At 41.1% G+C, this 20,569-nt stretch carries 15 protein-coding genes and 1 pseudogene; 6 read left to right on the forward strand and 10 right to left on the reverse strand.

The genetic code is table 11. The annotated features are described in order from the left end of the window. Positions 1-77: 77 nt before the first annotated feature. Entirely contained in the window at positions 78-407 is a 330-nt protein-coding gene (locus MKY82_RS30335; protein ID WP_036684721.1) for a metalloregulator ArsR/SmtB family transcription factor, read from the reverse strand. Between the two features lie 848 nt (positions 408-1,255). Between MKY82_RS30335 and MKY82_RS30340 the strand changes: the two are divergent. Together MKY82_RS30340 and MKY82_RS30345 are read left to right on the forward strand one after the other, a co-directional pair. Then, a pseudogene (locus MKY82_RS30340) lies at positions 1,256-2,266 on the forward strand (ketoacyl-ACP synthase III). A gap of 171 nt (positions 2,267-2,437) precedes the next feature. Next, a complete protein-coding gene (locus tag MKY82_RS30345) occupies positions 2,438-3,625 on the forward strand; it encodes an amidase family protein (RefSeq protein ID WP_339224614.1) in 1,188 nt (395 codons plus the stop codon). 317 nt (positions 3,626-3,942) lie between these two features. On the opposite strand, the gene MKY82_RS30350 is transcribed toward MKY82_RS30345, so the two are convergent. The 4 genes from MKY82_RS30350 to MKY82_RS30365 form a co-directional block, all read right to left on the reverse strand. Further along, positions 3,943-5,297 (reverse strand): IS3 family transposase gene (locus MKY82_RS30350; protein WP_339220110.1). Its coding sequence is split into 2 segments (ribosomal slippage): positions 3,943-4,847 and positions 4,847-5,297, totalling 1,356 coding nucleotides; the frame shifts between segments, so codons are not numbered across the junction. Between the two features lie 473 nt (positions 5,298-5,770). After that, positions 5,771-6,559 carry a helix-turn-helix domain-containing protein gene (locus tag MKY82_RS30355; protein WP_339220112.1) on the reverse strand — a complete coding sequence of 263 codons (789 nt, stop codon included), beginning with the start codon at positions 6,557-6,559 and terminating at the stop codon, positions 5,771-5,773. An 878-nt stretch (positions 6,560-7,437) separates the two neighbouring features. Further along, positions 7,438-9,150 carry an ABC transporter ATP-binding protein gene (locus MKY82_RS30360; protein ID WP_339296729.1) on the reverse strand — a complete coding sequence of 571 codons (1,713 nt, stop codon included), beginning with the start codon at positions 9,148-9,150 and terminating at the stop codon, positions 7,438-7,440. Between the two features lie 653 nt (positions 9,151-9,803). Further along, positions 9,804-9,980, reverse strand: coding sequence for a hypothetical protein (locus MKY82_RS30365; protein ID WP_339220114.1), 177 nt, complete (start codon positions 9,978-9,980; stop codon positions 9,804-9,806). A gap of 452 nt (positions 9,981-10,432) precedes the next feature. On the opposite strand from MKY82_RS30365, the gene MKY82_RS30370 reads away from it, so the two are divergent. From MKY82_RS30370 to MKY82_RS30385, 4 genes are all read left to right on the forward strand, one after another. Further along, on the forward strand, positions 10,433-11,533 hold the full coding sequence (locus MKY82_RS30370) for an endospore germination permease (RefSeq protein ID WP_339220116.1): 1,101 nt from the start codon (positions 10,433-10,435) through the stop codon (positions 11,531-11,533). Beyond that, positions 11,530-13,050: a spore germination protein gene (locus MKY82_RS30375; RefSeq protein WP_339220118.1), complete on the forward strand. Its 1,521-nt coding sequence runs from the start codon at positions 11,530-11,532 to the stop codon at positions 13,048-13,050. Before MKY82_RS30370 ends, MKY82_RS30375 begins: the two co-directional genes overlap by 4 nt. 68 nt (positions 13,051-13,118) lie before the next feature. Beyond that, complete coding sequence (locus tag MKY82_RS30380; RefSeq protein ID WP_339294958.1) at positions 13,119-14,192, forward strand: Ger(x)C family spore germination protein; 1,074 nt, start codon at positions 13,119-13,121, stop codon at positions 14,190-14,192. Between the two features lie 203 nt (positions 14,193-14,395). After that, entirely contained in the window at positions 14,396-14,629 is a 234-nt protein-coding gene (locus MKY82_RS30385; protein ID WP_339294959.1) for a hypothetical protein, read from the forward strand. Positions 14,630-14,833: 204 nt separating this feature from the next. On the opposite strand, the gene MKY82_RS30390 is transcribed toward MKY82_RS30385, so the two are convergent. The 5 genes from MKY82_RS30390 to MKY82_RS30410 all read right to left on the reverse strand — a co-directional run bounded on the left by MKY82_RS30390 (position 14,834) and on the right by MKY82_RS30410 (position 20,300). Continuing rightward, positions 14,834-15,040 carry a DUF1657 domain-containing protein gene (locus MKY82_RS30390; RefSeq protein ID WP_339220124.1) on the reverse strand — a complete coding sequence of 69 codons (207 nt, stop codon included), beginning with the start codon at positions 15,038-15,040 and terminating at the stop codon, positions 14,834-14,836. 219 nt (positions 15,041-15,259) lie between these two features. Beyond that, positions 15,260-16,606, reverse strand: a complete 1,347-nt coding sequence (gene dnaA, locus MKY82_RS30395) for a chromosomal replication initiator protein DnaA (protein WP_339220126.1) — start codon at positions 16,604-16,606, stop codon at positions 15,260-15,262. 62 nt (positions 16,607-16,668) lie between these two features. Then, a complete protein-coding gene (locus MKY82_RS30400) occupies positions 16,669-17,079 on the reverse strand; it encodes a helix-turn-helix domain-containing protein (RefSeq protein WP_339220128.1) in 411 nt (136 codons plus the stop codon). Positions 17,080-17,661: 582 nt separating this feature from the next. Continuing rightward, entirely contained in the window at positions 17,662-18,639 is a 978-nt protein-coding gene (locus tag MKY82_RS30405; protein WP_231887925.1) for a DNA/RNA non-specific endonuclease, read from the reverse strand. A gap of 185 nt (positions 18,640-18,824) precedes the next feature. Next, positions 18,825-20,300, reverse strand: a complete 1,476-nt coding sequence (locus tag MKY82_RS30410) for an amidase family protein (protein ID WP_339220130.1) — start codon at positions 20,298-20,300, stop codon at positions 18,825-18,827. Positions 20,301-20,569 lie beyond the last annotated feature (269 nt).

Genomic DNA, 20,569 nt, shown 5'->3' on the forward strand with positions numbered 1-20,569 from the left:
CGTTCAGCATGTTTCCGATTGAAAAACGAAAAAAACAAGATGATCACTGTGGTTACACGGATTCCCTTGTTATACGTTTATGATTCATTTCGAATGACCTCAAGTAATGAAATGGCATCAACGAGATGATTATCGAAAATCTGCTTTGTGACTGCGAGCAGGTCTTTAATCAGCGGGTCACGTAACGAGTAAATGACAGAAGTGCCATCTTTTAAGCCTGTCACCACATTTTTATTTCTCAATACCGCCAACTGCTGAGAAACGGCTGAACCTTCTGAGCCTAAAATACTCTGTATCTCATTTACGTTTTTATCTCCCTCACTTAGAACCTCCAGGATTCGAATCCGCATGGGATGCGCCAGCGCCTTAAAAAAATCGGCTTTAAACTGTTGGATATTTTGATTCATGGCTAACGCCTCCTAATATCGTTATACTTTTGAATGTATGAATATCATAACACAACTTAACCCAAAAACACTGGACAGAAGGTGCTTCGAAGCATGGATTGTGATTTGGTTTCCACTCCTGTATAATACCCATTATATTCAGATATCTGATTATTTGATTTTAAAAAAGAACAAAAGGAGTGGGTGCGAATGCCGGGCTCTACGAGTAAGTACTCATCACGTCAAGATTCGTCATCCTCTCGCGAATCGACTACACCTTTCATGCAGGTAAGCAGACAAACCGTCATAACAATGGGAATTCATGCGTTACATGAGATCGGGTCCAATTCCATTTGTAACGTTTGTATCGTCAACGGAGGTTCCTGTTGTCAAGGGTGTCACCATCTTATCAAAGGTATTGGATGCCAAAAACGAAATACAAGTTGTACGGCATGGTTATGCGGGTTTTTAAAGTTCTTTTTGTATGAAACCAGCCTACTATGCGAATGGAATGCCTTTTGGGAGCAAGTCCCGGGACAAGATTACCGTGAGGACTTTACGCCAGAGGTCTTTTATGTGACAAAGTCGTTAGACCTTCCGGATCTTCAGAATTTGAGTGATGCTCTTGCTGCCGATCTTCATGAGTTGGCTAAATCTCACATTGCGGTCGGGTTTATCCTAACCCTACGGGAAAAAATCGATAAACAGATTGATCAACTCCATGAGTGTCAGCATAATCGGAAAAGGAAAACCAAATTTAAACGGAATATAAAAATGTTATCAAGTCCTTTCTATCGTTTTCATAAAGAACTACATGAATATCGACAAAAATTTCCGATTTCGTAACGATTTCATGAAGGGTGGGATTATTGGTGTTTCATTCACGTATTACAGCCATTGGAACGTATGTACCCCAACGAAAACTGACAAATGATGATTTGGAAAACATGGTGGATACCAGTCATGAATAGATCGTACAGCGGACAGGCATTTTTGAACGACGTATTGCTGAGCGAGACGAATTCACCAGCGATCTCTGTATAAGCGCAGTCAGGAATCTCATCTTTCGGTATAACAAGACGATCGAGGATGTAGATTTTATTATTGTTTGCACTACAACACCAGATTTTCCTTTTCCCACAGTATCCTGCTTAATTCAAGCCCATTTTCTAATTCAAAACGCTGGTGCAATTGATATTAGTGCCGCTTGCGCTGGATTTTCATATGGACTCATCATGGCTCATGGCTTGATTGCTTCTGGACTGCATAGGAAGGTTCTGGTCATTGCCGGTGAAACGTTGTCCAAAATTACAGATTATTCGGATCGTACAACCTGCGTCTTGTTTGGCGATGCCGCCGGTGCCGTTTTGGTGGAACGAGATGACCAATTTGAGGGATTCGTCAGTCATCATGTTGGCTCCGATGGCAGAGGGGGAGCCTATATTTATCGGACAGGGCTTGCCAATAGACTCGGCGAGCAGAAGTTGTGCGACAACAATTGCATTGTCCAAAACGGAAGGGAAGTATTACGTTGGGTATTGCGAACCATTCCCGATTCGATTCATCAATTGATTAACAAAAGTAGTCAGACTATAAATGATGTGGACTGGTTTATTCCCCATAGCGCGAATATGCGACTGATTGAGCCGCTTTGTGAGAAACTGGAGTTCCCTTTAGAACGTACGTTACATAGTCTGACCCACTTCGGTAATACATCGTCGTCAACGATCCCCCTTTCACTCGATCTAGGGATTCGGAGTGGGAAAATCCTTGCGGGAAATCAAGCCTTATTGTACGGGTTTGGGGCTGGGCTCGTGCATGCGGGAGTTCTCGTAAGGTTACAGCTTGATCCTGTCGTTAACGAACCTCTCCCATTATAAATAACGATTATATGTAGCCGCGGCACCTTGTGAAGGAGCCTCTCTCTTTTTTAGCGGGTATACATGATGTGAAATGAGGGAACAAATAATTTATAATTATTCAAATATTAATTGGAGGCCGTTGTTGTGTCAGTGAAGAAGTCCCGCAACCTGCTCTGTTTGATTGTATGGATGAGTTTGCTGTCGGGCACTGTCATTAATCGTTTGGAAGATAAAGGCGCTATCATTCTCGCAAAGACGAATCTAGATGATTTCGCCGCGGCTGTCTACGGCATTTCTAGCCTTCAAGGTGCAATGAAAAACCCTTATGACCTTGAACGCACCGTCGGCGGCTCTTCAGGCGGCAGCGCGGTAGCGGTGGCAGCACAGTACGCGCCGCTTTCGATCGGTACGGATACCGGCGGATCGCTACGCATTCCCGCCGCATTGACGGGCGTGGTCACCATTCGTGCAACGATGGGCCTCGTTAGCCAGAATGGCATCTTCCCTCGGTCAGTGACGCAAGATGCTGCCGGTCCAATGGCAGCTAATGTTAAGGATGTTGCCATCGGATTAGACCTTATCGCGGGCTATGACCAGGCCGATCCGCTTACCGCGCGAAGTGTGGGTAAATTGCCGCATGCGGGCTATGCCTATTTCGCCAAAAGCGGCGACTTGAAAGGGGTCAAAATCGGCCTCGTAACGGGCGGCCTCGCCATCTGGGGCGACCAGCCGAATGGACCTGTCGTAGCTTTGCTGCGCAAGGCGGCCCAAGACATTGAGGCGCTTGGCGGAGAAGTTGTCGAAATTAGCGCACCGGACAAAAAACTTCTCGGTTCTTCATCTGTCATTACATTCGAGTCCCAAAGGGACGTGGATGAATTCCTTCAGGAGCAGGGCAGCAACGTTCCAGTCAAATCGTTCAAAGAGCTTTTCTACTCCGGCAAGTACAGCAAATTTACCCTTGAATCCTATGACCGCGAGATCAAGGTAGATCCTGCAGGCCTGGATGCTAATCTCGAGTATCAGCGGGCGCTTGCCACGCGTATCGCGCTGCAGGACTGGACATTAAACGAGATGGCAAAGAATGGACTCACGGCTATTGCCTACCCGTCGTCAGCTCAGCTCGCAGACTTGAGCGGCAACGAGCAGGCGGGACTGTTCAGTCGCTGGAGCGAGAACACAGGCTTCCCGGCGATCGGCGTGCCGATGGGCTATGCCGCATCCAAGACGGGTACATCTCTGCCAGCAAACATCGAATTCCTCGGACGCGCGTTTGACGAATCCGGCCTTATCCGCATCGCCAGCGCATATGAGCAGTCGACTAAAACGCGTGTAGCCCCGCCGCTGCCGAAGATTTCCATATCTGCAGCGAAATAAAAATTGCAAAAAAGGCATTGTTTATGCTATCAACGTTTTAACTTGGCATGTCCGTTTCACTTCTGCGCTTTAAGTTTTCCTTGATCATTAGGATTGTTAGATCGCGAGTGTTCTATGCTTTCGGGTATTGTTATCGGGTTTGGCTTTCATACTCATAGTATGATTCACCTCCTTTGTTTTATCCATAAAGAGTATCCATGATAACCGTTTCCTTATCAGAATTACCCCATTATATCGAACGGAGTTTCCCTATAAATAGAAAAGAGAACCCCACCGTTTTATTTGAACTGACCCCAAAAATTTAGACACAATATGGTTTAGGCAGCTGCAGAGGACTGGAGGCGGTATTCTACCGGCGACAGTCCTCTAAGTTTTTGTTTGGTTCTTCGGTGATTGTAATAGTGAATATACTGGTGTAATTCTTGGATGAATTCTTCAATGGATTCAAATTCCTGAATATACAAAAGCTCGGTCTTTAAGATCCCAAAGAAATTTTCCATTAAGGAGTTATCCAGGCAATTTCCTCTGCGAGACATACTTTGTATGACTCCTCTCTCTGAGAGCATATACTGGTAGCGTTTCTGTTGGTATTGCCATCCTTGATCAGAGTGCAGAACAAGATTATGTTGTTCCGGCAGCTTATTCAAGGCTTCTTCAAGCATCTCTGTGACCATAGAAAAGGTGGGTCTACTGGATATCGTGTAGCTAACAATTTCACGGTTATACAGATCCATAATAGGTGAGAGATATATTTTTTGCCCATACAGGTGGAATTCCGTCACATCGGTAACCCACTTTTCATTGGGTGCCACGGCACTAAAATCTCTTTTCAAGATATGAGGAGCTATCCTTCCCTCGTCACCCTTATAAGACCTGTATTTCTTCCTGCGCACCATACAATGAAGCCCTAACTCCTTCATCAGGCGTTGTACAGTCTTGTGGTTGATTCGTAAAGCTTTACGTAGTTCCCTGGTCATCGTACGATACCCTGCACGGCACTTTAACTCATCGTTAAATAGACGCAGCATTTCAGTCTTTACAGTGGCGTACTTATCAGGCTTACTCCATTTCTTTACATGGTAGTAGTATGTGCTGCGAGGGATACCCGCAATTTTGACAAGCTCTTTCACGTTATACTCATGCCTTAGCTCGTAAATTACTTGAGCTTTGTCGTCGTTCGTAATGCGTCCTTTTCTTGAACTAAGGCTTTCAACTTTTTTAGGTAAGCAAGCTCCGTACGTAGGAGCTGATTCTCCTTAATGAGTTCATCCATACTGCTGGTGTTCGCCTCTAGTTCTTCTGTCCGCGCTTTAACCGACGGACGACGACCTCTGCGCTCAGCATAGAGCGCTTCTGGCCCTTCACTGAGATATCTCCGTTCCCACTTTCGGATCGATCTGTCTGGTACATCATGCTTCTTTGCAGCCGCTTTATAACTCAGCCGATTTTCACGCATATCTTCTACTATGTATTGTTTCTGTTCTCCAGTAAATGTCCTATGTTTTTGTTTTTTCAATAACCCCGTAGCTCCATGCTTGGAGTACGTGGCTACCCACTCATTGACAGTGACGTGGCTCATCCCGTATTTCCGAGCTGCCTCATTCTCAGAAAGCCTGCCCTCAAGCACTTCTTTTGCAACTTGTATTCGTATCTCTTCGCTGTATCTGACCATAATGTAAAAAACCGCACCCCTTCTCCTCAGACGATTATATCATGTGTCCAAGATTTGGGGTGCGGTTCAATTAAAACGGCGGGGTTCTTTAACATCTTATGCTGACGGGTACTGCTCTTTCCGTCTACTTCGGGGTGAACACAATTTGGTTGGTGGCTGTTGCGTGAACCAAGCCGGACAACACAGTGGGAAGTTTTTTCTATATTGAAAGGGTAAGGTTAACAAATGTGTCGACCGAGTCTTTTGATTGTGCTACAATATTTGTTCAAGTCCTAATCATCTGCCCACGAATACCATCTCCTCGATCTACTGACCGCCATTATCCCGTTTCAGATATGGCCAAAAATAAATCATTCTCATTTGCGTCAAAATAAGTTCTCGAAATTTTTGGTTTCAAGTCTCCAACTCTTAGTACCTCAGGTAGTATAAGTTTTTTAATTCTTAATGGTGCGTTATTACCATAACCGACCTCATTATTCTCTATCAGTAATTGATTTTAGATTATTCAAGATCATCTCAAAATCTTTGCCATATTTATTTGTTAACTGATCTCCAAAGTCCTTTTCAATTTGGCTCATGATGACATCATGATAAAAGGCAGACTCCAAGAGTTCGATAATCGCTGGATGCTCTGTTTCCATTGCAGATGCCTTCAAATCACCCTGAATACCTCCAATTAAAGCAGAATTCCCATCAACGATAATTGAAAAATTACGAACGGCTGAATGCGGCCATTTATTGATACGTTTATCTAAAAATACATTTTTTAAACCAGCCTCATCATTATCGAAAGTAACTAAAATGACAGATATACCTTTGGCTTCCGCTTTACTCAATTCATATTTTACTATAGATAAGTCTTCGGGGAAAAAGTCAGCGATAATCGTATCTTTAGCACTCGCAATCATTCGTTGCAGGACCATTTTGATTTGATCTATATCTTGCAGATTATAAAAACCATATGTTGTTCGTTTTGTTTCTTTTAGTTGTTCTTTCAATATTTTTTCACTTTTGTTGAAACTGGATTTTAATTGATTAATAAATTTTTCAATAGGTACGACATCATAACGAACAGGATCCCCATCGATAACACGACATCCACCTTTATCTGAAAGTGATTTTAAAGCTGCATAAACATTCGCTCTCGAAACAGATGCACGCTTGGCAACTTCATAACCCGTTAAATTCGATTCCTTATGGAGAACAATATAACACCTGGCCTCTAAATCAGATAGTCCAATTTTCTTCAATTCGTCTTTCATAATAAATCTCCTCTCAAAGGATATAAAAATCACCAATTAGTTAATATACCTTCAATATTATATATAGAAACCACAAAAATTACCAGTTGGCTTGATTCTAAATTCCTTAATGCTCTGTGTAAAACACTTCATTCAATAAAATTTTCCAATTTTTGTTTGAATCCGGATACCTTTCAATTGATAAATTAGAATAAACAATTATTGCTTTAGTTTTATAATGCAGTCACCATGAACGACTTCAAATAAATAATTTGAAAATTGAATTTCAACGGTTCCTTTTTTAAGAATAAAAATATTGATGAAAATGAAGCAATATCATTTAAGATCAGAAAGAAAAACTGAGTGGAGGATACCCTTTAGGTTATGGGCATTCCTGGTAACTGCTTAGTCAATTTTCACAGTATCTTCAACTCCATATAAAAACGGGCATTTGTTCGTTTAGTCGCATTAAATGAATTAGCAAATGCGAAAAGATAACGAGTTCAGTTTGAATGCCTAGAAAGTTCAGGCACTCGATATAGAAGATATAAATGGTAAGCCAGAACTATAAAAAAGCGTATCATTTAGGAAGACAAGACAAATAGCCGTCTATGGCAACTCTTTCAAATCGAACAGTCGGGCATTTTTATCTGTGCTACACGATGCTTGGATTGTCTTTGAAAAGAATACTGATCCAAAATAGATTGTTACAAACCCATTCTGCTTTTGCCCGAGTGGAAAATATTTAACAATCCATTTCCTTCTTCCTCTTAAATTTTTTAACATCGAAAAAGCATTGCATAATAAAAAAAGAAATTCAGACGAATATTTACGCTCTCCACATCATTCATCGACTGAACCTCTTGAAAAAAATCTATAGTTACAACAGACCAAACAAATTACTGCGAAAATTGTGCTTCATGAAGACGGCTATATATGCCTGCTTGACCCAGTAATTCCTCATGCCTTCCTTGTTCTGCAATTCCCTCCCTTGTCACGACAACAATGCGATCAGCATTTTTTATCGTAGCAAGGCGATGTGCGATAACTAACGTTGTCCGGCCTTTTGACAATGACGCTAATGACGCTTGAATCGCAATCTCTGTTTCTGTATCTAGAGCTGAAGTAGCTTCATCCAATATTAAGATTGGTGGGTTCTTTAGAAACATACGCGCAATCGATAGTCTTTGCTTTTGACCACCCGATAGTTTTACACCACGTTCTCCAATAACCGTATTAAGTCCATCCGGCTGTGAACGAAGAAAATCATCAAGTTGGGCCTTTCTGGCCGCTTCATAGATCTCTTCATCGGTTGCATCCAGCTTTCCGTAAGCTATATTTTCACGGATTGTGCCAGAGAATAAAAAAACATCTTGCTGGACTATCCCAATTTGGCTTCGTAACGATTCAAGTGTAAAATCTTTAATATTGTGTCCATCAATCATAATTTTACCTTCCGTCACCTCGTAGAAACGAGGCAGCAAACTGCACAGTGTCGTTTTTCCAGCTCCTGAAGGACCAACAAATGCAACCGTCTCTCCTGGAAGAATTGATAAACTGATATTATCTAGAATCTTCTCTTGTTCAGTATAACCAAATGATACATTCTCGTATTCAATCACACCGTTCACATCAAGTGCTTTGGCATTCGAACTGTCTTGGATATCAGGATCTGTATCTAAGACTTCCGTATAACGTTTAAATCCAGCAATTCCTTTTGGATAACTCTCAATCACTGCATTAATCTTTTGGATTGGACCTAATAAAATATTCGAAAATAAAATAAATGCCACAAACTCGCCATATGTCAAACTTCCACTAATGACAAACCATGTTCCGAATAGAAGCGTAAATAAGGTCACAACCCTCATAAGCATATAATTCGCCATAATATTCTGAGCCATAATTTTGTAAGATTGTAATTTGGTTTGACGATACTTCTCATTGTTTTTGGCAAACTTTTTGTTCTCGTATTTTTCATTGGCAAAAGCCTGCACAACTCGAATACCACCGAGGCTATCTTCCACACGAGAATTAATTTCTCCTATGTCACCAAACATTGTACGAAATACAACTGTCATCTTTTTATTAAAGTAAATGGCAAAAACCATTAATAAAGGAATGACAATAAATGAAAGAACAGCTAACTTCCATTGAATCCCCAACATAATAGTAAATGTACCTACAAGGGTCATAACAGCGACAAAAATATCTTCCGGACCATGGTGGGCGACTTCACCAATTTCTTCAAGATCTTTTGTTAGCCTTGAGATCGAATGACCTGTTTTATTATTATCGTAGTAACCAAATGAAAGCTTTTGCATATGATTAAAAAGCTTTTCCCGCATTTTTGTCTCAATATTGATCCCCAACTTGTGTCCCCAGTAGGTGACGACATATTGGAGAAATGTGTTAAGCCCGTAGACCAATAACAGACCTAAACAAGCCCAAATAATAATTTTCCATTCCCCTTGTGGCAATAAGCGATCGATGACCTGGTTGACCGCAACAGGAAAGGCAAGTTCCAAAACACCCACAAAAACAGCACAGCAAAAGTCAATAATAAAGAGCCATTTAAAAGGCTTGTAATAAGAAAAGAAACGTTTTAACAATTCCATTGTAAACTCCTTATAATAATTATTTTATACACAATCAATATCTTCGGCAGCATAAAGACTTGAAAAAAACGAAGTTTCACTTAAGGACTCTATGAGGTATTAGAATCACCTTCTCACCAAGGATCAAAGATTAAAGCTTGTTCTATCATTTATTCAATATGCCTCTCACCTGAAACTGGTGTTACCAGTATCCCAGTTTTCCCCAATTCATCTTTCACAAGAAATTCCCTTTCAAAAATATATAAATTACTAATTAGCTAATATACCTTCAATAAATTAGTGGTAATTATAAAAACTACTATTTAAACCGATTCTACATTCCTTAATGCTCTGTGTCAAACTAATCCGCATACCCTTCAATATTACTGCTTTAGTTTTTTATAATGCAGTCATATGAACGGATCCAAATATATAATTTAGAAATTGAATGTTAATGGCTTTATTTGTAAAAGACAGAATAATGACGGATGCCCTCAAGTTATAGTCATTCCTGATAGCGATATGATAAGTTTTTCCAGTGGATTCAACTCCATATTAAAACGGGCATTCGTTAGTGAACTAGCAAATGCGAAAAGATAACGAATTCAGTTTAAACGCCTAGAAATGTTCAGACACTACTTTACTATTGCATAAATGTTCGTGGCCCTTTATTCGCTTCCATCAACAGACAGATCTTCATTACTAATAACACCTTCCAAGTCAAACTTCAAACTCTCGGGAATCATCTTGATTTTAGTGTTTTTAGTATCACAACGTATCCTTAATCGATTTGGATTCTGGTGATTAAAGGAAAAACCAGTGACATCTTGTACAGCTTTAGTCATGTAACCTTCGCACTATGCCTTGTATCAATCCAGTACCCGATTTCAACTTTCGAACCTCCAAATCAATGCTGTGTAAGCTTGAGGAGGCTATAAATTGCCCGGTATCCTTCAAAAATATAAGTAGCCTTAGGTTTTCTCTACTTAGGAACTTAATAAATGTTTTCTCTTATCCCAAGTTCTGAATTATACTCGGAATGCTTTTCTTGGGCCCATCTCATCTAAGGTTTCAACTCTTCAATCGAATCATTTACAGCTTCACATTCTATCTTGAAATCACCTGGTCTAGGCATTCTGCAGTTTAAAAATGAAGCTGTCCTGTTTGCAACTTGTTTGATCTCAGAATAATACCAGGATTTGTGGGAATGAATGTATATTAAGTTCATGGATTCCTCCCGTTTTAGATAACAAGCTTAAACAGAAGGAACCATTTGATGTTGAGGGGACTATCCGTTATGGTTAATAAAACAGGTTCCACCATTGGTACAATCCCATTGTTTTCAATTATCGCCCTAGCGGTAGGGTTAATGAACCATGTCATGGTTATTCCCTCCTTGCTGCAAGAGGCGAAAAGAGACGCGTGGTTAAGTATTTTGGCTGTGATTTTGCCATATATAATTTGGACGCTCCTTCTTTACTACATCATAAAAAAAACAAAACAACAACCAATCGCGGTTTGGTTGCGCGAAAATTACGGAACGGTGATAAGCGTATCGTTTCGGACTTTTTTCATTGCTTATCTTTTTTTGCTTATGGTTTTGACGGTGAAAGATACAACCGTTTGGACGCACGCATCCTACTTGCCAAATACGCCACAACTGGTTTTATCCGCTTCATTGGTTCTTTTATGTTGTGTTGCCGCTCAATCCGGAATTCGATCGATCGCAATTTCATCGGGCATTTTGCTGCCATTCGTGGTGGTATTTGGGGACTTCGTCATGAGCGCCAATCTTCCCAAGAAAAATTACTCCTTATTGACACCCGTCATGGAACATGGAGTGGAGCCCGTCCTCAAAGGATGTATGTATGTAGGGGGCGGACTTGTAGAATTAATTATAATTCTGCTCTTTCAACATCGAATGAAATCGAACATTCGTCCATGGTCGTTATGTTTATTGGCCATCTTCTTGGTTATATTGGTATTTGGACCCGTTACGGGTGCAATCGCCGAATTTGGACCTTTTGAAGCAGCCAAACTGCGATACCCGGCTTATGAAGAATGGCGTCTCGTACAGGTTGGAAAATATATTCGTCATGTCGATTTCTTATCTATTTATCAGTGGCTATCAGGAGCTTTTGTCCGAATTTCCATCGCGCTCCTTTTACTTATTGATTTATTGCCAGCAAGTCAGAATAAGAACATGAGGCTTATTTGGCTAACGATACTCGGTATCGTCATGGTCTTCCTTGTTGAACTGCCCATTAGCGACATGCAGTATGCCAGTTTCTTGAAACATGTCTATTTACCTTTGTCATTAGGATTGGTTGTAGGCGTATCACTTTTGTTGTTTATAGCTGTGCTCGTGAAAAACAAAACGGGGGTGAGTCGACAATGAAATTTCGCTGGTTTTGGAACTCCCTATTGAAGAATGGAACAAAGAATACGCCCTCTTTAGAACCATCTGTCGCCATGCCCCAAAAGGACGAATGGTCACCAGAGCGGTTTCGCTCATTATTTCGTCATTGCGCGGATGTGAAGATGGATAAGTATGACTTCGGCGATGCTGAATCTTTGCAAACGGTACACCTTATCTATTGCGAAGGTTTGGCGGATATGCAGCAAATTAACGAATATGTGCTTCCGAGATTGGAAAGTATGCTCAATCATTCGAAACCCGGCATGGAGTTCGATAAAAGGCTGGAATTAACCCCAACCGATCAGACCGGCGATATGATAACACGCGTATTTTCTGGTCAACTCCTTATTTATTTTTCAAAGCTGAATGCTGTCTATGCACTGGATATTGCTTCTCCCCCTCATCGAAGCCCTTCGGAATCAAGTTCAGAAATATCCATAAAAGGGCCGAAAGACGGCTTTGTGGAAGAAGTAACAACCAACGTGGCCTTGATACGAAAACGCCTTCGCACCAATTCTCTTTGCTATGAACAATTTACGATTGGAAAAAGGAGCAATAGCAAAGTCGCTTTGCTCTACATCGAAGATATCATTCAGCCTGACATTGTGAAGGAGGCGAAAAACCGCTTACAACATATTGACATAGACGTCTTAATGGGAAGCAGTCAATTGGAAAAAATCATTTCCGATTATTCGTTTACCTTATTTCCTTTGTTGGATTATTCCGGTCGCCCCGATTATGTGGCAGACTGTCTCCTACACGGACGATTCGCCATTATTGTCGATGGGGCCCCTCATGCTGTTATTGGACCGGCTAATTTAACACTGTTATTAAAGTCACCTGAAGATGCCTATTTCCCGTTTTATTATGCTACGTTGGGAATGTTTTTGCGTCTAGCGGGGCTTGTAGTGTCATTGCTTCTGCCGGGTTTTTGGATTGCTCTTTCATCTTATAATGTAGAACAAATACCGTACCCGCTTGTAGCCACGATCGCGATATCAAGAATAGGGCTACCTATGAATGGGGCCATAGAGGCTTTTTTAATGATCTCGATGTTCGAGCTCTTCCGAGAAGCCGGAGAGAGACTGCCGAAAGCGGTTGGCCAAACGGTAGCCGTTGTTGGAGGAATTGTGGTTGGGGATGCAGCAATTCGTGCCGGTCTTGCCTCAACGACTTTACTTGTCGTAGCGGCCATAACCGTAGTTTCAAGTTTTACATTGGTCAATCAATCGCTTGTGGGTTCGGTTAGCATCATCCGATTTTTTGTATTGATTTGTTCGTCGGTACTGGGCATGTACGGATTTATTTTGTCTACGATTGCGATTGTTTTGTATCTTTCGCGGTTGGAGTCCTTTAGCGTACCCTACCTTGCTCCCTTATCCCCCCTAACCTGGAGGGACTTTATTGCGGCGGTTATCCGAAAACCGTGGAACAAGATAAATCGCCGGCCTGAAATGTTACATACGAAAGATTCCACAAGGAAAGGTGATACCTAATGGCGGGATGGAAGAAACTCACTTCCCTTTTTTTGATATTCCCGCTTCTTCTAACTGGATGTTGGGATATGAAGGATATTCAAGACGTCAATTATTTAACGAGTATCGGGATCGATTATGCCAACGGTCAATACACCGTTTATGGGCAACTGCTGGATTTCTCGAGCGTTGCCAAAATGGAATCCGGGAAGCCACTCCAGCCAATTCCCGTGTGGGTTGGCCAAGGCAAGGGGGAAACGACAATTAGTGCCGTTAATGATTTGTACCGCACATCGCAGATGCGCATTTTTTTCGGTCAAATTTTCGCCGTTGTTGTAAGTGAAAACGCACTGAGAAAGGGATTAAAGGAGATCGATGAACTGCGGCACCGCTATTATGAAATGCGCTACACGCCATGGTTTTTTGGCACAACGGAGCCTCTAGACCAAGTTTTTGAGGTAACTCCTTTTTTTAATCTATCACCGCTTATGTCATTGCTTGCTCAACCGCAGGAGAGTTACAAACAAGAATCGGTCATTTCCCCGTTAACCTCCAGGGAGTTCGTGTCCGATATCCACGAACCTGGGAAAGCGACCCTTTTGCCTTCTTTAGCAATTTCCGAACGGCACTGGAAAAAAGATAGAAGTCGGCATTCGATGCTTGAAATGGATGGCGTTTTCATTTTCCAGGACGGAAAATATCAAGGACGGCTAGGCGTTGAAAGTATTCCTGGACTTCGCTGGGTGAACCCCAACACCCAACGCAGCCCTTTAATTATTCGAAGTAGTGGAAAGCCTCAGGTTGCATTGTCGCTCGAAAACCCAAAGATCAAAATTATTCCGCAAGCCAACGGAAATGGCGTTACGTATACGGTCGATGTAAAACTTTCGGGAAATGTTAGTGAGGTCATCCAACCGATGTCAGAACGGCTTATGGAAGAAAAAGCGGCAGAACAAGTCCAGAAAGAAATCCAAAAAACCTTTGAGAATGGGCTTGAAATCCATTCCGATCTTTTACAACTGGAACATGCGTTGTACCGACAGCAAAATAAAGATTGGAAAAGGATCTATTCCGAAGGTGGTCTCAACTTAACAACGGAATCCCTGCAAGAGATTAAGGTTTCGGTAAAATTGAATAGTGCAGGGAAACTAAAAGCACCCTGAATGGCAGTACGGATCAATACTGAAGACAACTTTGCATTGAGGACACTTTTCTTCAGAAGGTTTAGAAAAACTGCGTAGGAAGTCCCCCCGGTCATATAAATTGTTGAACCAATTGGAAACAACTGGGTTCAGACCTAGCTATGAAGAAAGAATCGGTTGCTCCAAACCACACGGTATCAACGTATAAAAGGAGTCAAAGCAAAATGAGTTGGTGTCAAAAATGGTTAGGTTTATTGATTCGAATTTGTATCGCCTTAAACTGGATTATTGCGATATTCTTCGCGTTCTGTTTTGCTATAACCGGAAGAATGTATATGACAAGCTTTCCGGTTTCCTTTGCCTTTGTTATATTTACCTGTGTGATTGATGCAACCGTAATTTTACCTTATTTTCTCGAATCCATTAAAAATGCAGGAGATAACAAAGAAGGCGGATGAAGTTAACGGTACGGGGTAGTTCGAATCAATAGTGCCTCGATCAGGAGGTCCAGCTCAAGTTAAATAAATGAGTACGTCGGAGTAATTTGACATTAGTAATACCCAATTTCAGCGTATATAGAATGTTGGCGCGAACAACAACCGCGTTCAGCTCAATAATTTAAGGTTAAATCAGCCACGTGGGATTCCACATGGCTGTTTTTCTTAAAATCCTTTATATTGCGGTTCTTCTTGCTCAATTTGGTGTACACGGGGCATAACTTGGTCGATAATACTCTGTGTCTGTTGTGCCGCTTTGGTAAATAACGTCTTTGCTTCTTGATTTTGGGTACCTAATGCAAAAGTTTCAAAACTGGCTTGAGCACTTTTCATTGAAGATACTGCTGTTTTTAATTGAGACGCTACGGTCATTCCATTTCACCCCCTCCGTATATGCTACTTACTTAATATAACGAAATGGAGTAAAATTCATACAACTTTTGCAATTACTTGGGCCTTCCAAAGGTAACGCCCTCAGATCGAGCAACATCAAGACCTTCTGCCTGCCGCTAGCCACATAAGCAAGCAAACTTAAAAGCTGTTCCTCCATCATCTTTCAAAGTCGTCCATTACAACTCTTTTACATTATGGTTAATCTTTAATTTTATCCGTTAAAGCTTTAATTACTGCACAAAGTTCCTGATCTTTTTGAAGCATTTGAACTATTTTTTCGTATGCATGAATAACTGTAGTGTGATCACGGCCTCCGAATTGTTCACCTATTTTTGGTAATGAAATGTCAGTGAGTTCTCTGGATAAGTACATTGCGATCTGACGCGGAAATGCTACTGCTTTTGTTCTTTTTCGTTCTTTAAAATCTTCTATCTTAATTCCGTAAAATTCCCCTACTCGTTGTTGAATCTTTTGTATAGTAATAGTCTTAGGTCCTACAGACGGTAATAAATTTTTAAGAGCTTCTGCGGCCATTGGGACCCCAATATCCTGGTTGGTTAGGGATGAATATGCTACAACGCGAATAAGAGCTCCTTCTAATTCTCGGACATTAGTGAAAAAATGGTTTGCAATATATAGCATGACATCGTTGTGAATATCAAGTTTTTCAGACTTTGCTTTTTTACACAGAATAGCAATCCTTGTTTCAAGATCTGGTGGTTGAATATCTGTAATAAGGCCCCACTCAAAACGGGAGCGCAATCGTTCTTCTAGCGTTGGGATTTCTTTAGGTTGTCTATCACTAGAGATAATGATAGCTTTACCTTCCTCCTGAAGAGCGTTAAATGTATGAAAAAACTCCTCCTGTGTTTGTTCTTTACCTGCTATAAATTGAATGTCATCAATCAATAAAACGTCTATATTTCGATATTTATTTCTAAATAATTCGCCGCGATTATTCATAATTGCATTTATAAATTCATTAGTAAATTTTTCAGAAGATATATATAGTACTTTTGCTTTGGAATTATGATCTAATACATGTTGGGCAATCGCATGCATTAAATGAGTTTTACCGAGTCCAACTCCACCATACAAGAAAAGCGGATTATAAGCTTTGCCCGGTGCTTCAGCTACTGCAAGTGCAGCTGCATGTGCAAAACGGTTCCCTGTGCCTACAACAAAGTTTTCAAAAGTATATTTTCTATTCAATGAAACTTTTGGATCTAGCTTCGTTTCTGTGGATCCAGAGTTCATTTTCAACGATTTACCCTTCTCAGACAAAATCTCTTCATCCTCGATTATTACCTTTACAGTGATATTTCGGTTTAAAGTTTCATTCACCGCCATTCTTATAAGGTTAACGTAACGTGTTTCTAACCAATCTTTCGTAAACTGTGTAGGGGTACTAATAATAAGTTCAGCTTCATTAAAAGTAATAACCTTCGTAGAATTTAGCCAGGTATCAAAACTTGGTTTGCTAATCTTTTTTTCAAGTTCACCCAGTATTCTTTGCCATAGATCTTCTTGGGTATCATTCTGCACTTATTAAGTACACCTCCACATAATCAGTTCCGTTTAGATATGTTTCCAATACTTATCAGGTACTATCGGTGACTTTCTATTTCCGCTTGTTTTTTGATTGAATCAACAGTAAGTGTGAATGCTTCAGCAGCCTTATATGCATCTAATGCATTTTGAAGACGTTTTACTTGTTGATTTAACTCATTCCTATTCTCTTTGACCTTTATTGTTGCACGTGCGACGTCAATAAGCTCTTCTCTTGCTGCTTGTATAGCCCGGTTATGAGCTTTCTCAATTATTTGTACTGCCATATGAGTATAAATCGTTGCAAACTCCTTATCGCCGATCTCTTGCTCGCGAGCAGCCAAGTCACTCTCACTGATTACCCAATCTCCGGAGTCGTTTTTCGAAGCGGCTAAACGCCCGTCATTAATCATGTTAAGAATGGTTTTATAATGAACCCCAAGTAACAACGCTGCTTCTTTAGCATTCACTATTACTCAACCCCTTATCTATAGTTATCCATATATTAAGAGATAATAAGGAGAAAGTAAACGGAAAATAATAAGTTCCTGATTTCTTTTCTCAGACTACCAATAATAAAAAGCCGCTCAAGTGAGCGACTTAACTTCGTTCCATTTAAATTTAGTTCGGATAATAATGTTTACAAAAATCACTATGCAATTCAATAAATGAACCTAAGCATCTTCTTGGATATTTCAAATCAAATTACATTGAACATTACTTAGTATTTTGTACATATGTCTGAAAGCCGGGACAAATGAAAAACGCCTATCAGCCTTATTATTTTTGTTGGATGACAAGAACTTGATAACATTGCCACGATCCCATACTCAGCCGGTTATATTAATAAAAAACAGCAGCTGATCTAAACCGATCGCTGCTGTTTTTATTAAGCTATCGTTTCCCGTTAGTTCAACCACCATGAGTTATCAAGAGTTATTATTCAATACTCTGAAACCATTCAGGATGTTCATCTCTAGTTATAACACCATCCATAGGGAATTGTGGCAAACAGGAGTATGTTCTGTTCTTCCGTTCATTTAATTTTAGTCTTACTCACCTACCATACCGTCACCATCACGATCATCCATGTATTTGTATAACCAATGATCACTCGTTATTGGCATACTATAACCGGCTGCTTTCGCTTCTTTTATCGTTATCTTCCCGTTACCATTGGTATCAACACTAGAAAGATCATCTTTTGTATTTGGATTAGTCGCTTTTGTGTTAGAACTTTTTGAATCAGAAGGCTTACTGTCTGTTAAACCAAGGGTTTTGTTTACTTCGTCAGGATTCACATTATCAAATTTATCGACAATCACGTTACCCTTTAACGTATAGGTGTATTGATAACTGGAGGGAATCTGCGTTTTCGTGTTCGGGTAGGTGATAATTGCTTCAAAATTAGTAGCTCCACCTGCTTTGCGTATAGCGTCTTCCATATATGCTTGATCACCATGTCGGTTGAGCGTACTATCTTGTGGGGTGATATTATAAGCATTGGATACACCGCCAAGAGAATCAGCTATGGCATGTCCTTCGTCTAAAACAGCACTCTCAACCCCAGGGACCTTTGCTTCATCAGCACAATACCTACCAGACGATGACACAGGCTCTTTATTGTCATCTTGTAGAATGATTTTATCAGCAATGACACGCACTAGTTGCCCGTGTTCGTTTGTAAATGCCCAGTATTCACGCTTCCCGTAACCAACATCCACAACGACGTTAGGTTCACGATGGCCAGACAAATCACAAGCATCCACTTCAATACGTTCGTATCCTGAGAATAGATCGTTATTTGGTTGGGTTGGTGTTTCCTCGACTGCCGGTTCATCAACAACCTTTTCTTCTCCTTTTGGTTCCTTAATGGCCTCGGTAATAGTTCCCTCTGCTTCTTTATCAACTTTGGTTACTTCTTGTATGGCGTTTTCTCCATTTGTAATAGGCGGATCTTCTACATTGGTACAACCAACCATAAAGATGATCGTTAAAATTAAGATTAAATAGTTCATTTTCTTTTTCAATTTAGGACTCCCCTATAATTTCATACTGTTCATTCTAAAAACGACGACTATAACTTATCTTGTTCTATAATCTTACCATAAAAGACTAATATCCTATTGAATTATCCTGCCAATTACAATAGAACAGGGAGCAGCGTCGCGGCGTTCTGCTCCCTGTATTGGTTCAACTATCGTTCTCCGTTAGCTTAGCCCATTTCTGGTTGACGACGGATTAGTGTTGCCTGCTCAAAACTATAGGCGATGCTGATTAGCGTGGGCTCACTTAAAGCCCTCCCGGAAAAGACAACACCAAATGGCCCCTGCGTCGAATCGCCATCAGCATCAATTGTTCCTTTTGCTGAATAACCGGCGGGCACCGTAATAAGGGGATACCCTAACCGGGCAGCAATGTACATGCCATCAACGTCACCGGGTAACATTAAAGCATCTAAGCCGTGTTGATCGAGTACATAGTCAATCCCTTGCGTTACAGCCGGATGGTTATATTCTTGTCGTTTAAGTTGATATGTTGTCTCGTTTAGCGCATTTTGTTCCGAACGAATCAGATTATCTTGGCCAAACTTCAATGCGGATGCAGCGTGTTTCTGATTATAAGCTATCAGATCTTGAAGAGAATGTACGGGCAGATCCGAGTTCAACTTTGATAAATAGCGATTCAGGCCTGTTTTGAATTCGTAGCAGATAACATCATTGTTCCATGGATGCTGTTCCAAATGGAGGTCCACAGGATCGATAACTGTAGCACCTTGCTCACGCAGAACATTAATGGCGGATTCCATGATGGAAAGTCTTTCTTCATCCAACGACCGATAGTAATGTCTAGGAATCCCAATTCGAGTTTTACACAGAAAGTCTCTGTCTAGATAAGTTGTGTAGTCATGAAAAGTACGATGTGTGCTAGTCCAAGTTGCCTTATCGTTTTCGTCAATCCCGACGATTGCCCCAAGTAGAATCGCTGCATCAGTGACTGTCTTTGAAATCGGTCCTGGCGTATCCTGACTTATAGAGATTGGGATAATTCCGCTGCGGCTCGCAAGCCCTACAGTAGGTTTTATTCCGACGAGAAAGTGTTGGCTGGCCGGCCCAATAATCGAACCTGCGGTTTCTGTTCCGATCGCTGCTGCTGTCAGGTTCGCCGCTACGGCTGCAGCCGATCCTGAACTTGATCCGCTGACGAAGAGCTTGCCAGGTCCATATGGATTCAACACATATCCTCCTCTGGAACTGTATCCAGCTGGCATACGATTGGACATAAAGTTCGACCACTCGGTCATATTGGCCTTACCTAGAAGAACAGCGCCAGCGGCCCGGAGCTTTGCGGCTACGAACGCATCTTCAGGAGCAAACGACTCAGCCAATGCGATTGAACCAGCGCTCGTATGCATCCGGTCGTACGTATCGATGTTATCCTTTAGCAGGATTGGAATTCCGTGCAGCGGCCCCCTACTACCTGTTGTATTTCGCTCAAGGTCAAGATTCCTTGCTATTTCAAGAGCATCTGGATTGATCTCTAATACGGCATTGATCAGAGGATTATACCTATGAATGCGTTCGATATATGCAAGGACGAGGGCTTCGGATGTACATTCACCCGAAGACATTGCCTTTTGCATGCTCACCAAATCGGCTTCCTGAATCCAAACTTGTAAGTTAATGCTCATATATTAAAATACCCCCGGTACTGGTAAATTCTCGGACAACAGTAATATGGTAACATGCTGCCTTGCCAAGGGTATAGGTAAAGTTTTGATTAGATAAGAATGTATCGGTTGGGCATCGCAATAAAGCTTGTATTTTCCCGAAGGTTAATGTTGTAACTAAAGTAATCTGCCCGTTAGAATTCCTGTAATACGAATATTTTGGAGATTGAACAAAAACGAGCGCCTCGGTACGATGGGGTTACACACGAGGTCATTGCCTCAAAAAGCCC

Source organism: Paenibacillus sp. FSL W7-1279 (assembly GCF_037969845.1).
Taxonomy (GTDB): Bacteria; Bacillota; Bacilli; order Paenibacillales; family Paenibacillaceae; genus Paenibacillus_AQ.